The organism is Rhodococcus sp. P1Y (assembly GCF_003641205.1).
Lineage (GTDB): Bacteria > Actinomycetota > Actinomycetes > Mycobacteriales > Mycobacteriaceae > Rhodococcoides.
The window spans coordinates 5,573,549-5,591,619 of record NZ_CP032762.1 but is presented as its reverse complement, the minus strand read 5'-3'; the positions used below and the strand labels follow the sequence as shown (position 1 = coordinate 5,591,619).

Sequence of the window (18,071 nt, the reverse complement as noted above, 5' to 3'; positions counted from 1 at the left end):
TCAACCTTCGTACGCAAAGTGCTCACCAACTGACTACTTTTCCGAGCAGAATTCGAAGTATGCGCGCGGACCGACTCGTCGCCACCCTCCTTCTGATGCAGACCCGAGGGCGGGTGACCGCTGCAGAGATCGCTGGGGAGTTGGAGGTGTCCGTGGCGACGGCACGGCGAGATCTCGAATCACTGTCCGCGGCGGGCATTCCGGTCTACCCCCAGGCAGGCAGAAACGGCGGCTGGCAACTCATTGGAGGCGCCCGTACGGACCTGACCGGACTCAGCTCGGTCGAAGCGCAAGCTCTGTTCACTCTCGTCGGTCCGGGCGCCGCATTGTCTCCCGACGCGAAGGCGGCGTTGCGCAAGCTCGTGAAGGCTCTGCCCGAACCGTTTCGTGCGGACGCTCAGGCAGCTGCCGACGCGATCACCATCGATCCAGCCCAGTGGGGGCAGGTGGCCTCGCAACTGTCCGAGCACGTTCGCCTATTGCAGAGCGCGGTGGTCAGCCGAATGAATGTCACATTCGGTTACAAGGGAACCAGCCGCCGCGAAGTGAGTCCGTTGGGGCTCGTGGACAAGAACGACACCTGGTATCTCATCGCCTCCACCCCACACGGGCATCGGACCTTTCGCGTCGACCGGATGAGCGACATCGGCGCGACCGAGACGACCTTCGATCGGCCCAGGAATTTCGATCTCGCCGAAGCGTGGGCATCCGTGGTCGAGACGGTCGAGGACCAACAGCGCAGGACGTCGGCAACCGTCGTGATCCCCGAAAACCTGCTGTCCGTGCTCGAGAATCAGTTCGGCAAGCATTGCGTCGTCCAGAGTGTTTCCGGTGGAAAACTCACTGCGACGGTGTCCGCCCCAGCTCCGGTGATGATCGCGCAGCACTTGGCGGGATGGGGTGACGTTCTGCAGGTGATCGAATCGGAGTCTGTCCAGGCAGAGTTGGCGCGAATAGGGGCCGAGCTGGTCGCTCGCTATCGGGCCAATGCGACCCCACCCGTGCGTGCGTAGTTACCCCGGGGTGTCACTACCCACGCACGACCAGGTCAGGGGCCGTGAGTGCGTAGTTACCTTCGACGGTAACTACGCACGCACGGGCGGACTACATCTTCGCGTGCCGGGCGAGAACGAATGCGTAGAGCCCGTACAGCCCGATTCCGATTCCGGCGAGGATGAGCAGGATCTGGCCGAATGGTTGTTCGCCCAACGTCTTGACCGCCCCGTCGATCCCGGTGGCCTTGCTGGGGTCCGAGGTGAAGACGGCGACGATGACGAGTGCGCCCGCGCCGATCAGGGCAACGCCCTTGGCCGCGTAGCCGGCGATTCCGAGGTACTCGACGCCCTTGCTCTGGTGGCCTTCGAGATCGTCGAGGAAGTTCTTCGATACGCCCTTGTAGACGTGGTAGCCGCCGACTCCGATGACAACGAGTCCGACCACGATCAACACCAACTTGCCGAAGCCGTTTTCCATCAATCGCGCCGTCATGCCCGCGTTCTGCTGGCCGCTGGACTCGCCCGAACCTTTGGCGAACCCGAACGTCGACCACGCGAACGCGATGTACACGACCGCGAGCGCCCCGGCTTTGAGCCGATCCATCGCGCTGCCTTCGTCTTGATCCGACTTCTTTCCGACGATTGCTTCCATGATCCGCCAGATGGCCAGCGCCAGGAATGCCACAACGGCGATCCACAGTGCGATGGACCCGCCGGGCTTGCTGCCGAGTTCGGCGAGGGCACCGGACTGGTCGGCGTTACCGCCTTGTCCGAACGCAAGCCGGATGGCGATGTAGCCGATCAAGATGTGGAGAAGCCCGCTGACGAAGTGCCCGGCTCGGGCTGCTCGCTCGAACAGAGTGCTGTTCTGGACGCCTTCGACGGCTCCTGTTGCCGATGTGTTCACTGCTGGCCCCGATTCCATAGTGGTGGCACTCTCTTTACCCGCAGCCAACGAAGAAGAAACGTAGCTTCCGCGCGCCTCCCGCAAAACCGGTAACGCGAGGCGAACACTGGTCGATAGAAAGAACGAGGAATCAGAACCTAACCAAGAATGTGTTCGGAGTGATCGATCGTGAACCTTCATTCGATCTTGCATCGTCCAGGCTCGGGCGTGCCGCTGCTCGAATCGGCGCGGATGAGCGGAAGCCCCCGGAAGTGGCCGAGCGAACAGCTCGAGCGACTCCTGACTCCACGTGAGATAGACATGATCACGCGCGGCCAAATCTGACGATTACCCTGCTAGCGAATACCCGCTAGCACCCAGGCGCGAACGACCGCGGCGCGGCATACTTGTCACCAAGTAAATGCCCGACCGGGAGGGTCATGAAGCCTGCAATTCTCAGCGTCGACGACGATCCGGGTGTATCCCGATCCGTCGCTCGCGATCTTCGCCGTCACTACGGCGAAAACTATCGCATCATCAGGGCGGAATCCGGTGCTCAGGCGCTCGATGCGCTCAAGGAACTCAAGCTCCGCGGCCAGCCCGTGGCAGTGCTGCTCGCCGACTATCGCATGCCGCAGATGAACGGTATGGAATTCCTCGAGCAGGCGATGGACCTGTACCCCTATGCGCGACGGGTCCTCCTGACTGCGTACGCCGACACGGATGCCGCAATCGACGCCATCAACGTCATCGACCTCGACTACTACCTGCTCAAGCCGTGGGATCCTCCCGAAGAGAAGCTGTACCCCGTACTCGACGCCCAACTCGAGGCCTGGTCCTCGTCGGATCACCGTCCGGTCGAGGAGACCAAGGTGATCGGCCACCGCTGGTCGGCTCGGTCCTCCGAGGTTCGTGAATTCCTCGCCCGTAATCAGCTGCCCTACCGCTGGTACATGGCCGATGAACCCGAAGGCGCACGGCTCTTGACGTCGGCGGGCGTCGACGACACCGTGTGCCCGGTGATCGTCACCGCCGAGGGCAAAGCCTTGTGTGCACCGACGGACTCCGAACTCGGTGATCACCTCGGACTGACGACGACCCCGTCCGGCGAGTTCTACGACCTCGTCGTCATCGGCGGCGGCCCGGCCGGATTGGGCGCCGCTCTGTACGGCGCGTCGGAAGGACTTCGTACGACGCTCATCGAGCGGACCGCAACCGGCGGTCAGGCCGGTCAAAGCTCTCGCATCGAGAACTACCTCGGATTTCCCGACGGTGTATCCGGTGCACAGTTGGCGGAGCGGGCACGTCGGCAAGCACTGAAGTTCGGGGCCGAGGTCGTCACGACGCAGGACGTCGTCGGCTTGGAGGCCAACGGTTCGGCCCGAACGGTCCGATTCGCCGACGGGCGCAGTATCGATGCCCAGACGGTGATCCTGTCGACGGGTGTCGCCTACCGGCAGTTGGCGACGCCTGGGATCGAGAACTTCACCGGACGCGGGGTGTTCTACGGATCGGCGATGACCGAAGCTGCCCGGTGTGCCGCGCAGGACGTGTACATCGTCGGTGGTGCGAACTCGGCCGGTCAGGCTGCGGTCTACCTTGCGCGCGGTGCGAAGTCGGTGACGATTCTGATCCGGGCGCAGTCGCTCGAAGCGTCGATGTCGTACTACCTGATCAAGCAGATCGAGGAGCACCCCCGGATCACTGTGCGAACGTGCACCGAGGTCGTCGGGGTCGACGGGGACGATCACCTCGAGACGATCACGTTGCACAATCGCGTGACCGACACCGACGAGACGGTCGCTGCGCAGTATCTGTTTCTTTTCATCGGGGCTGCACCGCGGACCGACTGGCTCGACGGTTTCGTGGTCCGGGACGAGCACGGGTTCGTCGTCACCGGCCCTGATTTGGTCGTGGACGGCAAAGGGCCGAGAGGGTGGGACCGGGACCGATTGCCGCACCACCTCGAAACGAGCGTGCCCGGAGTGTTCGCGGCCGGGGACGTGCGATCCGATTCGGCAAAACGCGTCGCGTCGGCGGTAGGAGAGGGAGCGATGGCAGTGATGCTCGTGCACAGATATTTGGCCAACCCATGAGCCAGGAGCGCAGCCTGCGGAGTGACCATGTAGCCAGGAGCGCAGCCTGCGGAGTGACCAGATGAGCCAGCAGTGTTCGCCGGAAGAGCTGAAGACGCTGTTCCTGTTCGAGAAGCTGTCCGACGATCAGCTCGAGGAGCTGTGCGTCGCTGGGCACGTCGAGATCATCGAGCCGGGTCCGGTGTTCGCCGAAGGCGAGCCGGCGACGTGTTTCTACGTGTTGATCGAGGGTTCCTTGGTTCTGACGAAGCTGTCGGGTGGTGAGGATCTGGTGATCAGCCGCACGTCGCAGCGCGGTGTGTACGCAGGTGCGTGGCAGGCGTATCTCCGCGAGCGCGTTCCGCAGACCTACCCGAGTTCACTGCGTGTCAGCGCACCTTCGCGCTTTTTCGTGCTCGACGCGGACAAGTTCGCGGACATCGTCTCCGAGTGGTTCCCGATGGCGCTGCACCTGCTGGAGGGCCTGTTCATCGGCGCCCGTAACACCAGGCAGATCGTCGATCAGCGGGAACGGTTGCTTGCGCTCGGATCGCTGTCCGCCGGACTCACTCACGAATTGAACAACCCAGCGGCAGCGGCAGTTCGGGCGACGTCGGCGCTACGTGATCGTGTCGCGCACATGCGTCAGAAGCTGAAGATGATCGCGAACGGGTCGCTCGACCGGACGGCGCTCACCTCTCTCGTCGGTTTGCAGGAGGAGGCTGTCGAACTCGTCGCAAAGGCGCCGAAGTTGACGCCCCTCGAGGCGTCGGACCGTGAGGACGAGCTCGGAGATTGGTTCGACGACCACGACATCGCAGGCGGCTGGGATCTGGCGCCGACGTTCGTTGCGGCGGGTCTCGACGTCGCGTGGCTCGAGAAGGTTGCCGCAACGGTCGACGAATCGAAGACGCTGGAGGGCGCGATCAGGTGGCTCAACTACACCGTCGAAACCGAGCTCCTGATGAACGAGATCGCCGATTCCACGACGCGGGTGTCCACACTCGTCGGTGCGGCCAAACAGTATTCGCAGATGGACCGCGCGCCGTATCAGACCGTCGATATTCGTGAATTGCTCGACAGCACACTGGTGATGCTGGCACGAAAGATCGGCGACGACATCACCGTCGTCAAGGAATACGATCCGGCCGTTCCCCCGATTCCGGCATACGCAGCCGAGCTGAACCAAGTGTGGACCAACCTCATCGACAACGCCGTGCAGGCAATGAACGGCACTGGAACCCTCACCGTCAGAACAATTCTCGACCACGATCAGGTGCAGATCGAGATCGGTGACACCGGCCCCGGAGTTCCCGACGCCATCGCCTCACGCATCTTCGAGCCGTTCTTCACCACCAAGCCGGTGGGTGAGGGGACGGGTCTCGGTTTGGATATTTCGTGGCGGATCATCGTCAAGAAGCATCAGGGTGATCTGAACGTGGAGTCCGAACCGGGCAACACCAGATTCATCGTCCGGTTACCGATACAGCCCAGCCAGGAAGTTGGGCATTCTGCAGACTCCACAACCGCAGCACAGGAGGATTCATGAGCGAGCCCCAGCCGGAAAACGACATTCCAGGCATCGATACCGAAGTTCCCCCGTCGGGACCCGGCTGCGCGGAATGTACGGAATCGAAAGGGTGGTGGTTCCACCTTCGGAGGTGTGCGCAATGCGGGCATGTCGGGTGCTGCGATTCCTCGCCTTCGCAGCACGCGAGCAAGCACGCCGAAAGCACAGGCCACCAGTTCATTCGCAGTTTCGAGCCGGGTGAGGACTGGTACTACAGCTACGCCGACGAGCAGATGTACGACGGCCCCGATTTGGCGGAGCCTCAACATCATCCACTGGATCAGACGACCCCGGGACCCAAGGATCTCGTACCGTCGAACTGGCAGCGATATCTGAACTGACATGAGCGAGAACAAGACCGGGCCGACCGATGTCGACGTCGAGGATTTTTTGGCTGCCGTCGAGCATCCGGTTCGGCGCGCTGACGGCCTGATTTTGCACGAGATGTTCTCCGAGATCACCGAGCAACCCGCAGTGATGTGGGGGCCGACGATGGTGGGGTACGGGCAGTACCACTACCGCTACGACAGCGGCCGCGAAGGTGACGCCCTCGCCGTGGGGTTCTCGCCGAGGAGGGCGTCGCTCGCGTTGTACGGGCTCACGTATGCGCCGGAGACGGCGGAGTTGCTGGAGTCGTTGGGCAAGTACAAGACCGGCGCAGGATGCCTGTACGTGACAAAGCTTGCCGACGTCGACACCGATGTCCTCGGAAGAATGATCGAGGTGTCCTACCCGTACGTCGTCGGTACCCTCGGTGTATGACGCTGATCGCGGAAGACGTGTTCCTGCTTCTCGTCGACGATGTGACCGGTAAGCCGGTGGTCGACAGCACCAAGTTTCCCCGTGTCCTTGCCGGTGGTCTGGTGCTCGAACTGGCGATGAACGGTTCGGTTCGCATCACCGTCAAGGGTGAGCAGGTCAAGGACGGCCGGTTGGTGGTGTCCGGACCACCGCCGCCGGATCCACTTCTCGCGCGAGCGCACGCGCTCATCGGAACCCAGAGGAATCCGCTGAAGCCGCAGAGTGCGATCGAGAAGCTGCAGAAGAACCTGCACAAGGAAATCGGATTTCGGCTCGCGCAGCAGGGCTTCGTGACCGAGAGGCACGACAAGGTCCTCGGACTTTTCCCGACGACCAGCTGGCCTGCCCGGGATCCGGCACGCAAGAACTGGGCGCGTCAGTGGATCGGGAGCGCCATCGTCGACGGCACCACGCCGACGCCGGAGACATCCGCGTTGATCTCCCTGATTTCAGCGGTCGACGCCGTTCCGAAAGTACTGCCGGGCGTGGACAAGAAGCTCGCGAAGGCGCGGGCGAAACAGATCGCCGAGGGTGAATGGGCAAGCGCTGCAGTGCGTAAAGCGGTGCAAGATGTGAACGCTGCCGTCACGGCGGCGGTGATGGTTCCGATCATCGTCGCGTCGTCGGGTAGCTGAGCCCTAGTGGGCGTCCCGCTCACGAGCCCTGGTGCGCGTCCCGCCCAGTGGCGCGGATAAGTGCCCTGGAGGGGCCGCGAGCGTGCCTCTGGGGAGCGGCGATCTGGGATACTCGCGGGATGACCAGGTCTCTCGCCATCCTGATGTTCGACGACGTCGAGGTTCTCGACGCATGCGGACCGTTCGAAGTGTTCTCGGTGGCCAACCGGATCACGTCCCGCGATGGTGGTGAACCGGCATTCGACGTCGTACTCGTCGGGGTGAGCGAAGGACCCGTTCGTGCTCGTGGGGGAATGCGCATTTCGGTGGACACGACGATCGACGACACTCGTCACTACGACATCGTCCTGGTACCCGGTGGTGTCGTCCATGCTGTTGCGGCGGACCCCGCGGTGATCGCGTGGATCGAGAAGAATTCGAAGACAACCGAATTGACGGCGTCGGTGTGTACCGGTGCGTTCCTTCTGGCCAAGGCGGGCGTGTTGGATTCACGCCCGGTGACGACGCATTGGGAGGACATCGGCGAGTTACGCGCCGTGTGGCCGAATCTCGATGTCCGCGAGGGTGTTCGATTCCTCGATCACGGTGACATCGCTACGTCGGCGGGCATCAGCGCAGGTCTGGATCTAGCGCTTCACCTGGTAGGGCGTCTGGTGACCGAAGAAGTTGCGGCCCTCACTGCCCGGCAGATGCAGTACGACTGGTCAGACGCTCAGCAGGCGTAGAACGAGCGCGGCGACTGCGACCACGGTGAGGAAGGCCGAGGGTCCGATTCCTTTGGCATCCTGCACTCTCAGGTGCGCGATGACGGCCCCGACGAAGTACAGAATCACGCCGATGGCTGCCGCAACGCCGATCGGCCAGAAGAACAAACCGACGAGCATGCCGATGGCGCCCGCGATCTCCAGGTAGGCGAGCACAGGAACCTTGTCGGCGGGCACGCCGACCTGCTCCATGATCGGGATGACGGACGCGCTCTTGGTCAGTTTTCCGACTGCCGAGAAAGTGAGTGCAACGGCCAGGAAGATCGAAACAATCAGTGTCGCAATGAACATCGCAGTCTCAGGCCCGATCTCGAGGTGTATGAAGTTGCAGTCGGAAGAACAGTGACAAGGCAGACAGTAGCACCGTCGGCAGGATGGGGGAGTAACGACAAGAGGGGCCCGGCGTGTGCCGGGCCCCTCTTGTTCTCACGTGAATCTACGAGTTCGACTGAGACTGACCCTCGTGGGAATCCGCGAACTCCTGGGAGTCGAACACCTCGCCGCGGAGAGGATCTACCGGGCCGCTGTCCTGGGAGAATTCGACGGCTCCGGTGTCGGGGTCGACTTCCAACGACTCCGACGACACCTCGTGCACGGCGAGAACGACATGTCCGTTCGACGGCGTGGTAAGCCCGACGGTGGATGGTCCCAGCCCTGAGAACGTCGAGGAGATACCTACGCGCTTTCGACGTTTCGGTGCGCCGTCGGCCGTCCGTTCCGGCTCTTCCGGCCCGGACGTAGTGGGCGTCTGGGTCACCCGCACATACCGCGGGGTCGTCGCGACGTCGTACCGGAATGCCTTGACCATCGAGACGCACGCCAGGACGAGGATTATCGAGAACGGAACTGCCGTGGCTATCGACATCGTCTGCAACGCAGTAAGGGACCCGGTTCCACCCACGAGAAGCAGAATGGTGGCCGCGGTGCCTTCGAGAATCGACCAGTAGACCCTGGTGATCTTCGGGGGCTCCAGTTCACCGCCCGTGGAGAGTATGTCGATCACGAGTGATCCCGAGTCCGAGGACGTCACGAAGAAGAACACGATCACGAAGATCGCGAGGACGCTCGACATCGTCGCGAGCGGCAAACCGTCGAGCAGCTGGAAGAGGCTGGTATTCGTGTCGACCGCGCCGTCGACCAGCAGGTCGCCGTTCTCGCGCTGCCTGAGTATTCCTGCATCGCCGAAAATCGTGAACCACAGCGAACCGATGATGGTCGGTGCAAGCAGTACGCCGAAAACGAACTCGCGGATCGTACGGCCACGGGAGATGCGAGCGATGAACATTCCGACGAACGGAGCCCAGCTCATCCACCATCCCCAGTAGAAGATGGTCCACGCGCCGGCCCAGCCGTCATCGGCGAAAGGCGAGGTACGCAGCATCATTTCGGGAAGCGCCTGGATGTAACCGCCGAGGTTCTGTACCCATGACTGCATGAGGAACAGCGTCGGTCCGGCTACGAGGACGAAGATGGCGAGACCGGCGGCCAATCCCATGTTGATGTTGGACAGCCACTTCAGGCCCTTGGAAACGCCGGAGACCACCGAGAAAGTGGCAAGCCCGGTCACTCCTGCGATGAGCAGGACCGTCAACCAGTTGTTGCTCTCGACCCAGCCGAGATACGACAGGCCTGCCGAGATCTGCTGCACACCGAACCCGAGCGAGGTCGCGACGCCGAACAGTGTTCCGATGATGGCAACTGTGTCGATGGCATGTCCGATGCCACCCTCGATCCGCTTGCGGCCGAGCAGTGGTTCGAGGAGCCATCGCACCGACAGCGGACGCCCCTTGCGATACGTCATGTACGCAAGACCGAGGCCTACGACTACGTAGATCGCCCACGCATGCAGGCCCCAGTGGAAGAGCGTCAGTTCCATGGCTTGGTTGGCTGCCGCGTCCGTCGACCCGGCGACACCGCCTGCTTCGGGCGGAACCACATAGTGCGACAGCGGTTCGGCGACGCCGTAGAACACCAGGCCGATACCCATGCCGGCGCTGAAGAGCATCGCGAACCAGGACATCACCCCGAACTCGGGCTTTTCGTCGTCGCGCCCGAGGCGAATGTTTCCCACACGGCTGATTCCGCAGTACAGGGCGAAGACCACAAATCCGGTGGTAGCCAAGATGTACCACCAGCCGACACCGTCGGTAATTGCGGTGTTCAGTGAGGTGAAAGCGTCTGCGGCAGTGCTCGAGTAAACAACCGCGAACGCGATCATCGCGAAGATGACTATCGATGCGGGGACGAACACGGGCTTGAGCAGCCCGTCCCACGCTTCTTTTACTGCGTTGGGTTTCTTGTCGAGATTCACTTGTTTGTCGTCCTCACAATTTCGTATGCGAATTGTGGACGGCCGCCGATGCTGGGCCACCTCGAGCCGGGCCGACCACAATCGGTTCTCTTGCGTTAACCTCTGTTTGGTCAAGTACCGGTAAACACCGTAGCCGACCTATGTGGTGTGCGCGAACGCGGCGACCGTGCACGGGTCGCTGACCTGCGGAACTCCCACTACTGTTCATTTCGTGCCGCAAACTTGCGTGATCGGAAGCCCCGTCGTAGCGCCGTGTGTGTTCGCAGCGCTTCGGGCCGGCGATGAGACAGCGGTGGCGATCTCGCCATGACGCGCGGCCGTTTGTCGCCGGGAGATGTCTTCGCCGGGTACACCGTCGAGCGGCTTCTGGGCGTGGGCGGAATGAGCGAGGTGTATCTGGTTGCGGGCCACGAGACGCTCAAGATTCTCAATGCCGATGCCTCGCGGAGTGAACGGCTGAGGGCCAAGTTCGTCATGGAAGCGGAGATCGCGGGCACGCTGCATCATCCCAACATCGTGTCGGTGCACGCGCACGGCGAAACCGACGGTCAGCTGTGGATGTCGATGCATTACGTCGAGGGGTACAGCGCAGCCAGAATCGTCGCGCGCGGTCAGATTGCGTTGGAGGTTCGCAGGGCCGCCCGCATCGTCGGCGAGGTCGCGAAGGGGCTCGACTACGCACATGCACAGGGTGTGCTGCATCGCGATGTCAAGCCGTCGAACATATTGATCAGTACCGGAGCGCGTCCCGACGGCTACGAGCAGGTTCTGTTGTCCGACTGGGGAATTGCACGACTCGTCGACGACGAGACGCCGCTCGCACGCGGTGGAACGGTACTCACGTCCATCCAATACGCGGCGCCGGAGGTCCTTCGCGGCGAATCGTTGTCACCGCAGACCGATATCTACGCACTCGGCGCGACCCTCGTCGAGTTGCTCACCGGAAAACCGCCTTATCCGCTGGCGACGCCGCTTGCCATCATGGATGCTCAGCTGGGCGCGTCACCGCCGGTCGTGACCGAGCGGCGGCGAACCCTTCGAAAAGGCCTCGACACGGTCGTCGCAACGGCGTTGGCGAAGGATCCGGCCGATCGTTACGAGACTTGCCAGGACCTGGCCGACGCGGTGGAACGGGCTCTCACCGCGCCTGCGCCCGAGCCCCCGCCTCGGAGGTCTCCCTTCGGGGCGGGGCTGCGCAGCGTGCTACGTCGGCATCATTAGGTGTTGAACTCGTCCTCGTCGAGCGGTCTGTTGGCGACGACGGGGTACTGCCCGGTGTAACCGAGACGTTCCTCGGCGACCGCCAGCACCTTGGTGCGTACGAGGTACCAGCCACCGATCAGAGCGGGGATGATGATGACGAGGGTGGCGATCGTCCAGGTGCCGATCGGGGCGTCGAACGCCATGAGTACGAGCACGCCGAACAGGAACACCAGCGTCGCGTAGCTCGTGTAGGGCGCGCCGAACAACCGGAACTTCGGACGCTCGAGGATGCCCTTCTGGGACCAGCGGTACAGCTGGATCTGGCAGAGCACGATGGTCGCCCAGCTCGCGATGATGCCGAGAGCCGACATGTTCAGCACGATCTCGAACGCTTCGCCCGGCGCGATCGCGTTCAGCGCGACGCCGAACAGCGTGATGAAGCACGTCAGCAGAATCCCGCCGAACGGGACTCCGCCCTTGGTCATCTTCTTCGTGAACTCCGGGGCGCTGCCGTTCATGGCCATCGATCGCAGGATTCGACCCGTCGAGTAGAGACCGGCGTTGAGCGAGGACAGCGCAGCGGTGAGCACGACGATGTTCATGATTGTGCCTGCGCCGCCGAGGCCGATACTCGAGAAGAAAGTCACGAACGGACTCGTGCCTGCTGCGTATGCGGTGTACGGCATGAGCAGGGCCAGCAGTACGAGTGATCCGACGTAGAACAGTGCGATTCGTGCGATCACGGAGTTGATCGCACGTGGCATGACCTTGGCCGGGTTCTCGGTCTCACCTGCGGCGGTACCGACGAGTTCGACGGCCGCGTATGCGAAGACGACGCCGGAGATGACGATGACCAACGGCCAAGCGCCCGACGGGAACAGTCCGCCGTTGTCGGTGATCAGCGAGATGCCCGGCATCTCGGTGCCGACGGGGATGCGTCCGGCAAGGAACACGACGCCCACGACGAGGAACGTCACGAGAGCGATGACCTTGATGATCGCGGCCCAGAATTCCATTTCACCGAACCATTTGACCGAAACGAGATTGAGCGACATCACGATGACCAGAGCGATCAGCGCGATGACCCACTGAGGGATGACCTCGAACGAACCCCAGTAGTGCATGTACGTTGCGATGGCCGTGACGTCGACGATGGCCGTCATAGCCCAGTTGAGGAAGTACATCCAGCCGGCGACGAAGGCTGCCTTCTCTCCGAAGAACTCGCGAGCGTAGGAGACGAACGATCCCGACGACGGGCGATGCAGTACCAGCTCACCGAGCGCGCGCAAGATGAAGAAGACGAAGATTCCGCAGAGGGCGTAGGCGAGGAAGAGGCCAGGGCCGGCGCTCGCAAGTCGTCCACCTGCGCCGAGAAACAAGCCGGTACCGATTGCTCCGCCGATGGCGATCATCTGGAGCTGACGAGGCTTCAGGCCCTTGTGGTAGCCCTCCTCCTCGTGGTCCATCGCTGAGTTGTCGTATGTGGTGTCGACCGAATCGGACATGGTGCGATCCCTTGCTGTCGATTGCGCGAACGGGTGAATTGTCCGAATTGCTCTAGCTCGAATGTTCCTGTCCCGAACGGTATTTCCGCTGTGCGGCGTCACGAAAGGCGTTGGATGTAAACAAATCGCTCGGGTGTAAACAGTGCGTGAAGGCCGATCGAGAGCGTGAGCATCTGCTCGAGGGTGCGAATCCGTCCCAGCTCTGCGCCCTGAGTGAACGTGACCCCTCGACCTTGCACTCGCCATGGTCGAGTGCTAGAAATGCAGTTGGCACTCGCGCCTTGTGAGTGCCAGGTCGGGACGGTGAGGCTGGGAATCATCGACACCCCTGGTCGTCCGTCGCGGGCACCGAACTCGGCCGAGCAAGTGCAGATGAGCGAGACGACACACGTTTCGTTCTGCGTGTCACCCCCAATCCGGAGGATCACTTCGCAATGGCCAAGATCATCGCGTTCGACGAAGAGGCACGCCGTGGCCTCGAGCGAGGCCTCAACGCCCTCGCCGACGCAGTAAAGGTGACGTTGGGCCCCAAGGGTCGCAACGTCGTGCTCGAGAAGAAGTGGGGCGCCCCCACGATCACCAACGACGGCGTCTCCATCGCCAAGGAGATCGAGCTCGAGGATCCCTACGAGAAGATCGGTGCCGAGCTCGTCAAGGAGGTCGCCAAGAAGACGGACGACGTCGCAGGCGACGGCACCACCACCGCTACCGTTCTCGCCCAGGCACTCGTTCGTGAAGGCCTGCGCAACGTCGCAGCCGGCGCGAACCCGCTCGGCCTGAAGCGCGGCATCGAGAAGGCTGTTGCAGCCGTCACCGAGTCGCTGCTCGCTTCCGCCAAGGAGATCGACACCAAGGAGCAGATCGCTGCTACCGCTGGCATCTCCGCAGGCGACCCGTCCATCGGCGAGCTCATCGCCGAGGCAATGGACAAGGTCGGCAAGGAAGGCGTCATCACGGTCGAGGAGTCCAACACCTTCGGCCTGCAGCTCGAGCTCACCGAGGGCATGCGCTTCGACAAGGGCTACATCTCGGCGTACTTCGCCACCGATGCAGAGCGTCAGGAAGCCGTCCTCGAAGACGCGTACATCCTGCTCGTCAGCTCCAAGATCAGCACCGTCAAGGACCTGCTGCCGCTGCTGGAGAAGGTCATCCAGTCCGGCAAGCCGCTCGTCATCATCGCCGAGGACGTCGAGGGCGAAGCTCTCTCCACCCTCGTGGTGAACAAGATCCGTGGCACCTTCAAGTCCGTTGCCGTCAAGGCTCCCGGATTCGGTGACCGTCGCAAGGCGCAGCTCGCCGACATCGCCATCCTCACGGGTGGAGAGGTCATCAGCGAAGAGGTCGGCCTCTCCTTGGAGACCGCCGGACTCGAGCTGCTCGGTCAGGCACGCAAGGTCGTCATCACCAAGGACGAGACCACCATCGTCGAGGGCTCGGGCGACTCCGACGCCATCGCCGGTCGCGTCAGCCAGATCCGCGCCGAGATCGAGAACTCCGATTCCGACTACGACCGCGAGAAGCTGCAGGAGCGCCTGGCCAAGCTTGCCGGTGGCGTTGCAGTCATCAAGGCCGGAGCAGCGACCGAGGTCGAGCTCAAGGAGCGCAAGCACCGCATCGAAGATGCAGTGCGTAACGCCAAGGCTGCCGTCGAAGAGGGCATCGTTGCCGGTGGTGGCGTCGCGCTGCTGCAGGCCGCTCCCGCACTCGACAACCTCAAGCTGGACGGCGACGAGGCAACCGGCGTGAACATCGTTCGCGTCGCACTGTCCGCTCCGCTCAAGCAGATCGCATTCAACGCAGGCCTCGAGCCCGGCGTTGTTGCGGACAAGGTCTCCAACCTGCCCGCAGGTCACGGCCTCAACGCCGCGACCAACGAGTACGAGGACCTGCTCGCTGCAGGCATCAACGACCCGGTCAAGGTCACCCGCTCGGCACTGCAGAACGCAGCGTCCATCGCGGCTCTGTTCCTGACGACCGAGGCCGTCGTCGCCGACAAGCCCGAGAAGGCCGGAGCGCCTGCTGGCGATCCGACCGGTGGCATGGGCGGCATGGACTTCTGAGTCCCTTGTTGCACTGAAGAAGCCCGGCACCTTTCGAGGTGCCGGGCTTTTTCGCGTTCGAATCGGGTGCAACCAGCCGCGCGGATCGCGGTCGGCTGCACCCGATTCTCGGTGATACCCGCCTGGTTTGTGGTTAGTGTGAGTAATGGCTCGAATTCGCTCGATGACGGTCGCACTTGCCGTGGCAACGGCCCTCGCAGGTTGCTCCACCTCGGGCACCGCTACGCCTGCGTCGGCACCGACGACCAGCGTGGCGCCGACAATCACTGCTGACTCGACAACCGAGTCGACGAGCACAACGCCGCCTCCTACCTCGATGGCCGCCGAGCCGTACGTCGTCGGCAGTATTCGCATTACCGGATCGACAGCGCGTGCGACCTACGACGTCGCGATTCCACAGCTGAGCGGCGGCAATCCGGCCGTGACAGCCGAATTCAACGAGTCGATGCGCGCGGCGTTGCAGGATCAGATCGACCGCGATTACGGGAACGACTTCACCCTCAGCGACGGCTACTCGACGGGTACGAACCACGTCGGGCGGCGCGTGATCAGTGCCGAACAGATCACCGATTGGATCGCCGTGCCGCCCGGAGCGCACGGCAATTCACTGCTTGCGACCGTGACGATCAATGCCGATACAGCGCAGCCGATCTCCCTCGGCGATGCCTTCACCGATCTGGATGCCGGATTGTCTCGACTGTCCGATCGAGCAGCGGCAATTCTCCCGTCCACCCGCGCAGGCGACAGATTCGAGCGCTTGGGCATCGAACCGACGGTGGCCAACTTCGGGAACTGGACGGCATCGCCGGACGGTATGAACATTCACTTCGGTGACTACCAGGTGGGGGCCTATGGCATCGGCCTCATCACGATCACGGTCCCATGGACCGACCTGTCCGACGTCCTCGCTCCCGGCATGGAGGACGTGCTGAGCAGCTGACCCTGGGCCCGACAGTGCGAGCATGAACCCATGATGATTCGCGCAGGGGTGCTGGATGTGGCCTACGACCGCGTCGGTGATCCGTCCGGCCGCTCGGTGGTACTGATGCACGGGTTTCCGTACGACCCGCGCGGTTACGACGACGTCGCCGGGCTTCTCGCCCAGTCCGGTTACGACGTGGTGGTGCCGTACCTACGCGGCTTCGGACCCACCCGATTCGTCGACGTGAACACGATGCGCTCGGGTGAGCAGGCCGCAATCGGTCATGACCTTCGTGAGCTGATCATCGCTCTAAAACTGGGCCAACCGATTGTCGCCGGCTACGACTGGGGTGGGCGAGCTGCGTGCGTCGTCGCCGCGCTGTGGCCGGAACTGGTGTCGGGTCTGGTGAGCGTGTCCGGATACCTCGTACAGGACATCGCGGCGGCGGTGTCCACGCCGGTGCCGCCGCACCTCGAGAAGCGGTACTGGTACCAGTACTACCTGCACTCCGAGCGAGGCCGGGCCGGGCTGGCGGCCTACCGCGCAGAAATCGCCCAGACGCTGTGGACGGACTGGTCGCCGACGTGGAGGTTCGGTGACTCCGAGTTCGCGGCCACCGCGCCCTCGTTCGACAACCCCGACTTCGTGGATGTGTCCGTGCATTCGTACCGGCACCGATACGGCATCGAGGCCGGGGATGCCGCCTATGCAGAAACGCAGGAATTGCTGACACGGCAACCGGCGATCACGGTGCCCACGGTCGTGATCGATCCGACCGAGGACACCGTTGCCTCGTTGTACGGCCGCCCGGACCACGCGGCGCACTTCACCGATCTGATCGACGTTCGTCAGGTCGAGTGCGGCCACAACCCGCCCCAGGAGCTACCCGGGCACTTCGCCGACGCCATCGTGACGCTGGGTCAGGTGGTCCGGGATCGCAGTTCGATCTAGTCGACCGCGAGCTCGCCCAGCTCGTTCCAGTCGGTGCCGTCGACCTCTTGGCTGATGATCTTCGGGGTCTCCTGCAGGTACGGCGGGAGTTCCTTCTGGGCCTTCTTGAAGTGATCCGAGTTCACGTGCGTCGCACCGGCATCGGGATCCTTGAACGCCTCCACCAGGACGTATTCGGTGGGGTCGTCGAGAGTGCGCGACCAGAAATACCAGAGGCATCCTTCTTCGGCTTGGCATGCTTCGGTGAAATCGCGGGAGATCTCGGGCCAGTTGTCGGCGTGCTCGGGCTTGACCTTGAACTTGGCGGTGATGAAGATCAACGTTGCTCCTCGTAGTCGGTGTGGTGCTGGGGGGTACTACCCGGTTTCACGGTACGAGAATCGCGCGGCCGCGAACCCGTCCGTTGTCGAGGTCGTCGATAGCGCTCTGGAAGTAGTCCAGTGCGTACGTCTGCGTGTGCAGGTTGACGGCACCGCGTGCGGCGAGTGACATCAGATCGCAGAGGTCGTTGTACGACCCGACGAGGTTGCCGACGATGTTCTTCTCCGCCGACACCAGGTCGATGGTCGGCACGTCGACGTTCTCGCCGTACCCGATGACGTGATAGTCACCGGCCCGTCGGGTCATCGCCAATCCTTCTGCGGTGGAACCGTTCTCACCGACGAAGTCGAGTACCACCTCGGCCCCGAAGCCGCGGGTGAGTTCCATGACCTGATCGAACTGGGTGCCGTCGGCGACCACAGCATGGTCGGCCCCCAAGGTGAGCGCCAGTTTCACGGCATCGGCATTGCGGTCTATGACGATCAACTCGGCCGGGGAGAGCGCCTCGAGTACCTGAATACCGATGTGGCCCAGACCGCCGGCTCCGATGACGACGCACTTGTCTCTCGGCGTCAGACGCTTGGCCGCCTTCGCCGCCGCGTGGTACGCCGTCAGGCCGGCATCGGCCAGCGCGGCGACCGCGGACGGCTCGAGCGAATCGTCGATCTTCACAACTGTCCTGGCGTTGGTCCGCAGGTAGTCGGCGTATCCACCGTTGGTGTCGATCCCGGGGAAATCGCTGGTCTCGCAATGGACGTCGTCTCCGGATCGGCAGGCTCGGCACAGTCCACACGTCACGAGTGGATGCAGGATCACCTTGTCGCCCTCACGCACGTTGGTGACGGCCGACCCGACGGCATGGACCCACCCGGCGTTCTCGTGGCCGATCGTGTACGGCAGTGTGACGCCCGACTTTTCGGCCCATTGACCTTCGAGAATGTGCAGATCGGTGCGGCATACGCCGGCCCCACCGATCTTGACGATGACGTCGAGTGGGCCCTGTACTTCTGGAATCGGAACCTCGGTCATCTCCAGCTTCTTGTGATAGCCGACGACCTGGACGGCGCGCATC

The 18,071-nt window shown here is 63.0% G+C and carries 17 protein-coding genes; 11 read left to right on the top strand and 6 right to left on the bottom strand.

From position 1 onward, the window contains the following. Positions 1-59: 59 nt before the first annotated feature. Positions 60-1,013: a helix-turn-helix transcriptional regulator gene (locus D8W71_RS25865; protein WP_121117854.1), complete on the top strand. Its 954-nt coding sequence runs from the start codon at positions 60-62 to the stop codon at positions 1,011-1,013. A gap of 91 nt (positions 1,014-1,104) precedes the next feature. Here the strand turns inward: D8W71_RS25865 and D8W71_RS25860 are convergent, their stop codons facing one another. Beyond that, complete coding sequence (locus tag D8W71_RS25860) at positions 1,105-1,920, bottom strand: DUF1206 domain-containing protein (RefSeq protein ID WP_121117852.1); 816 nt, start codon at positions 1,918-1,920, stop codon at positions 1,105-1,107. A 401-nt stretch (positions 1,921-2,321) separates the two neighbouring features. On the opposite strand from D8W71_RS25860, the gene D8W71_RS25855 reads away from it, so the two are divergent. The 6 genes from D8W71_RS25855 (at position 2,322) to D8W71_RS25830 (ending at position 7,687) form a co-directional block, all read left to right on the top strand. Continuing rightward, a complete protein-coding gene (locus tag D8W71_RS25855) occupies positions 2,322-3,977 on the top strand; it encodes an FAD-dependent oxidoreductase (protein ID WP_121117850.1) in 1,656 nt (551 codons plus the stop codon). A gap of 61 nt (positions 3,978-4,038) precedes the next feature. Next, positions 4,039-5,505 carry an ATP-binding protein gene (locus D8W71_RS25850; protein WP_121117848.1) on the top strand — a complete coding sequence of 489 codons (1,467 nt, stop codon included), beginning with the start codon at positions 4,039-4,041 and terminating at the stop codon, positions 5,503-5,505. After that, complete coding sequence (locus tag D8W71_RS25845) at positions 5,502-5,867, top strand: UBP-type zinc finger domain-containing protein (RefSeq protein WP_121117846.1); 366 nt, start codon at positions 5,502-5,504, stop codon at positions 5,865-5,867. The genes D8W71_RS25850 and D8W71_RS25845 overlap by 4 nt, the downstream gene beginning before the upstream one ends. 1 nt (position 5,868) lies before the next feature. After that, a complete protein-coding gene (locus tag D8W71_RS25840; RefSeq protein ID WP_121117844.1) occupies positions 5,869-6,288 on the top strand; it encodes a DUF1801 domain-containing protein in 420 nt (139 codons plus the stop codon). Continuing rightward, on the top strand, positions 6,285-6,962 hold the full coding sequence (locus D8W71_RS25835; protein WP_121117842.1) for a GOLPH3/VPS74 family protein: 678 nt from the start codon (positions 6,285-6,287) through the stop codon (positions 6,960-6,962). Before D8W71_RS25840 ends, D8W71_RS25835 begins: the two co-directional genes overlap by 4 nt. Before the next feature lie 119 nt (positions 6,963-7,081). Beyond that, positions 7,082-7,687 carry a DJ-1/PfpI family protein gene (locus D8W71_RS25830; protein ID WP_121117840.1) on the top strand — a complete coding sequence of 202 codons (606 nt, stop codon included), beginning with the start codon at positions 7,082-7,084 and terminating at the stop codon, positions 7,685-7,687. Here D8W71_RS25830 and D8W71_RS25825 read toward each other — a convergent pair. Both D8W71_RS25825 and D8W71_RS25820 read right to left on the bottom strand, forming a co-directional pair. Beyond that, positions 7,667-8,017, bottom strand: a complete 351-nt coding sequence (locus D8W71_RS25825) for a DoxX family protein (protein WP_121117838.1) — start codon at positions 8,015-8,017, stop codon at positions 7,667-7,669. The genes D8W71_RS25830 and D8W71_RS25825 overlap by 21 nt on opposite strands. Positions 8,018-8,162: 145 nt before the next feature. After that, positions 8,163-10,037 carry a BCCT family transporter gene (locus tag D8W71_RS25820; protein ID WP_121117836.1) on the bottom strand — a complete coding sequence of 625 codons (1,875 nt, stop codon included), beginning with the start codon at positions 10,035-10,037 and terminating at the stop codon, positions 8,163-8,165. Between the two features lie 306 nt (positions 10,038-10,343). Here D8W71_RS25820 and D8W71_RS25815 point away from each other — a divergent pair, with 306 nt between their 5' ends. Then, positions 10,344-11,258 (top strand): serine/threonine-protein kinase, encoded by a 915-nt coding sequence (locus tag D8W71_RS25815; RefSeq protein WP_121117834.1) that lies wholly within the window; start codon positions 10,344-10,346, stop codon positions 11,256-11,258. On the opposite strand, the gene D8W71_RS25810 is transcribed toward D8W71_RS25815, so the two are convergent. After that, entirely contained in the window at positions 11,255-12,745 is a 1,491-nt protein-coding gene (locus D8W71_RS25810) for an amino acid permease (RefSeq protein ID WP_121117832.1), read from the bottom strand. The two genes, D8W71_RS25815 and D8W71_RS25810, sit on opposite strands and share 4 nt — an antisense overlap. Positions 12,746-13,179: 434 nt before the next feature. Between D8W71_RS25810 and groL the strand changes: the two genes are divergently transcribed. The 3 genes from groL (at position 13,180) to D8W71_RS25795 (ending at position 16,678) form a co-directional block, all read left to right on the top strand. Next, positions 13,180-14,805 (top strand): chaperonin GroEL, encoded by a 1,626-nt coding sequence (gene groL, locus D8W71_RS25805; RefSeq protein ID WP_115967265.1) that lies wholly within the window; start codon positions 13,180-13,182, stop codon positions 14,803-14,805. Positions 14,806-14,968: 163 nt separating this feature from the next. Next, positions 14,969-15,745, top strand: a complete 777-nt coding sequence (locus tag D8W71_RS25800; RefSeq protein WP_236077612.1) for an RsiV family protein — start codon at positions 14,969-14,971, stop codon at positions 15,743-15,745. Between the two features lie 30 nt (positions 15,746-15,775). Then, positions 15,776-16,678: an alpha/beta fold hydrolase gene (locus D8W71_RS25795; protein ID WP_121117828.1), complete on the top strand. Its 903-nt coding sequence runs from the start codon at positions 15,776-15,778 to the stop codon at positions 16,676-16,678. Here D8W71_RS25795 and D8W71_RS25790 read toward each other — a convergent pair. Both D8W71_RS25790 and D8W71_RS25785 read right to left on the bottom strand, forming a co-directional pair. Next, entirely contained in the window at positions 16,675-16,998 is a 324-nt protein-coding gene (locus tag D8W71_RS25790; protein ID WP_121117826.1) for a putative quinol monooxygenase, read from the bottom strand. The two genes, D8W71_RS25795 and D8W71_RS25790, sit on opposite strands and share 4 nt — an antisense overlap. Before the next feature lie 46 nt (positions 16,999-17,044). Next, positions 17,045-18,070 (bottom strand): NAD(P)-dependent alcohol dehydrogenase, encoded by a 1,026-nt coding sequence (locus D8W71_RS25785; protein WP_121119929.1) that lies wholly within the window; start codon positions 18,068-18,070, stop codon positions 17,045-17,047. Position 18,071 lies beyond the last annotated feature (1 nt).

Bases quoted from the DNA above. Each gene is read 5' to 3' on its own strand.
- D8W71_RS25850 (WP_121117848.1), top strand. From the start codon at position 4,039: ATGAGCCAGCAGTGTTCGCCGGAAGAGCTGAAGACGCTGTTCCTGTTC.
- D8W71_RS25785 (WP_121119929.1), bottom strand. From the start codon at position 18,070: ATGCGCGCCGTCCAGGTCGTCGGCTATCACAAGAAGCTGGAGATGACC.
- D8W71_RS25800 (WP_236077612.1), top strand. From the start codon at position 14,969: ATGACGGTCGCACTTGCCGTGGCAACGGCCCTCGCAGGTTGCTCCACC.
- D8W71_RS25855 (WP_121117850.1), top strand. From the start codon at position 2,322: ATGAAGCCTGCAATTCTCAGCGTCGACGACGATCCGGGTGTATCCCGA.
- D8W71_RS25835 (WP_121117842.1), top strand. From the start codon at position 6,285: ATGACGCTGATCGCGGAAGACGTGTTCCTGCTTCTCGTCGACGATGTG.
- D8W71_RS25815 (WP_121117834.1), top strand. From the start codon at position 10,344: ATGACGCGCGGCCGTTTGTCGCCGGGAGATGTCTTCGCCGGGTACACC.
- D8W71_RS25810 (WP_121117832.1), bottom strand. From the start codon at position 12,745: ATGTCCGATTCGGTCGACACCACATACGACAACTCAGCGATGGACCAC.
- D8W71_RS25795 (WP_121117828.1), top strand. From the start codon at position 15,776: ATGATGATTCGCGCAGGGGTGCTGGATGTGGCCTACGACCGCGTCGGT.
- D8W71_RS25830 (WP_121117840.1), top strand. From the start codon at position 7,082: ATGACCAGGTCTCTCGCCATCCTGATGTTCGACGACGTCGAGGTTCTC.
- D8W71_RS25825 (WP_121117838.1), bottom strand. From the start codon at position 8,017: ATGTTCATTGCGACACTGATTGTTTCGATCTTCCTGGCCGTTGCACTC.
- D8W71_RS25865 (WP_121117854.1), top strand. From the start codon at position 60: ATGCGCGCGGACCGACTCGTCGCCACCCTCCTTCTGATGCAGACCCGA.
- D8W71_RS25860 (WP_121117852.1), bottom strand. From the start codon at position 1,920: ATGGAATCGGGGCCAGCAGTGAACACATCGGCAACAGGAGCCGTCGAA.
- groL (WP_115967265.1), top strand. From the start codon at position 13,180: ATGGCCAAGATCATCGCGTTCGACGAAGAGGCACGCCGTGGCCTCGAG.
- D8W71_RS25845 (WP_121117846.1), top strand. From the start codon at position 5,502: ATGAGCGAGCCCCAGCCGGAAAACGACATTCCAGGCATCGATACCGAA.
- D8W71_RS25840 (WP_121117844.1), top strand. From the start codon at position 5,869: ATGAGCGAGAACAAGACCGGGCCGACCGATGTCGACGTCGAGGATTTT.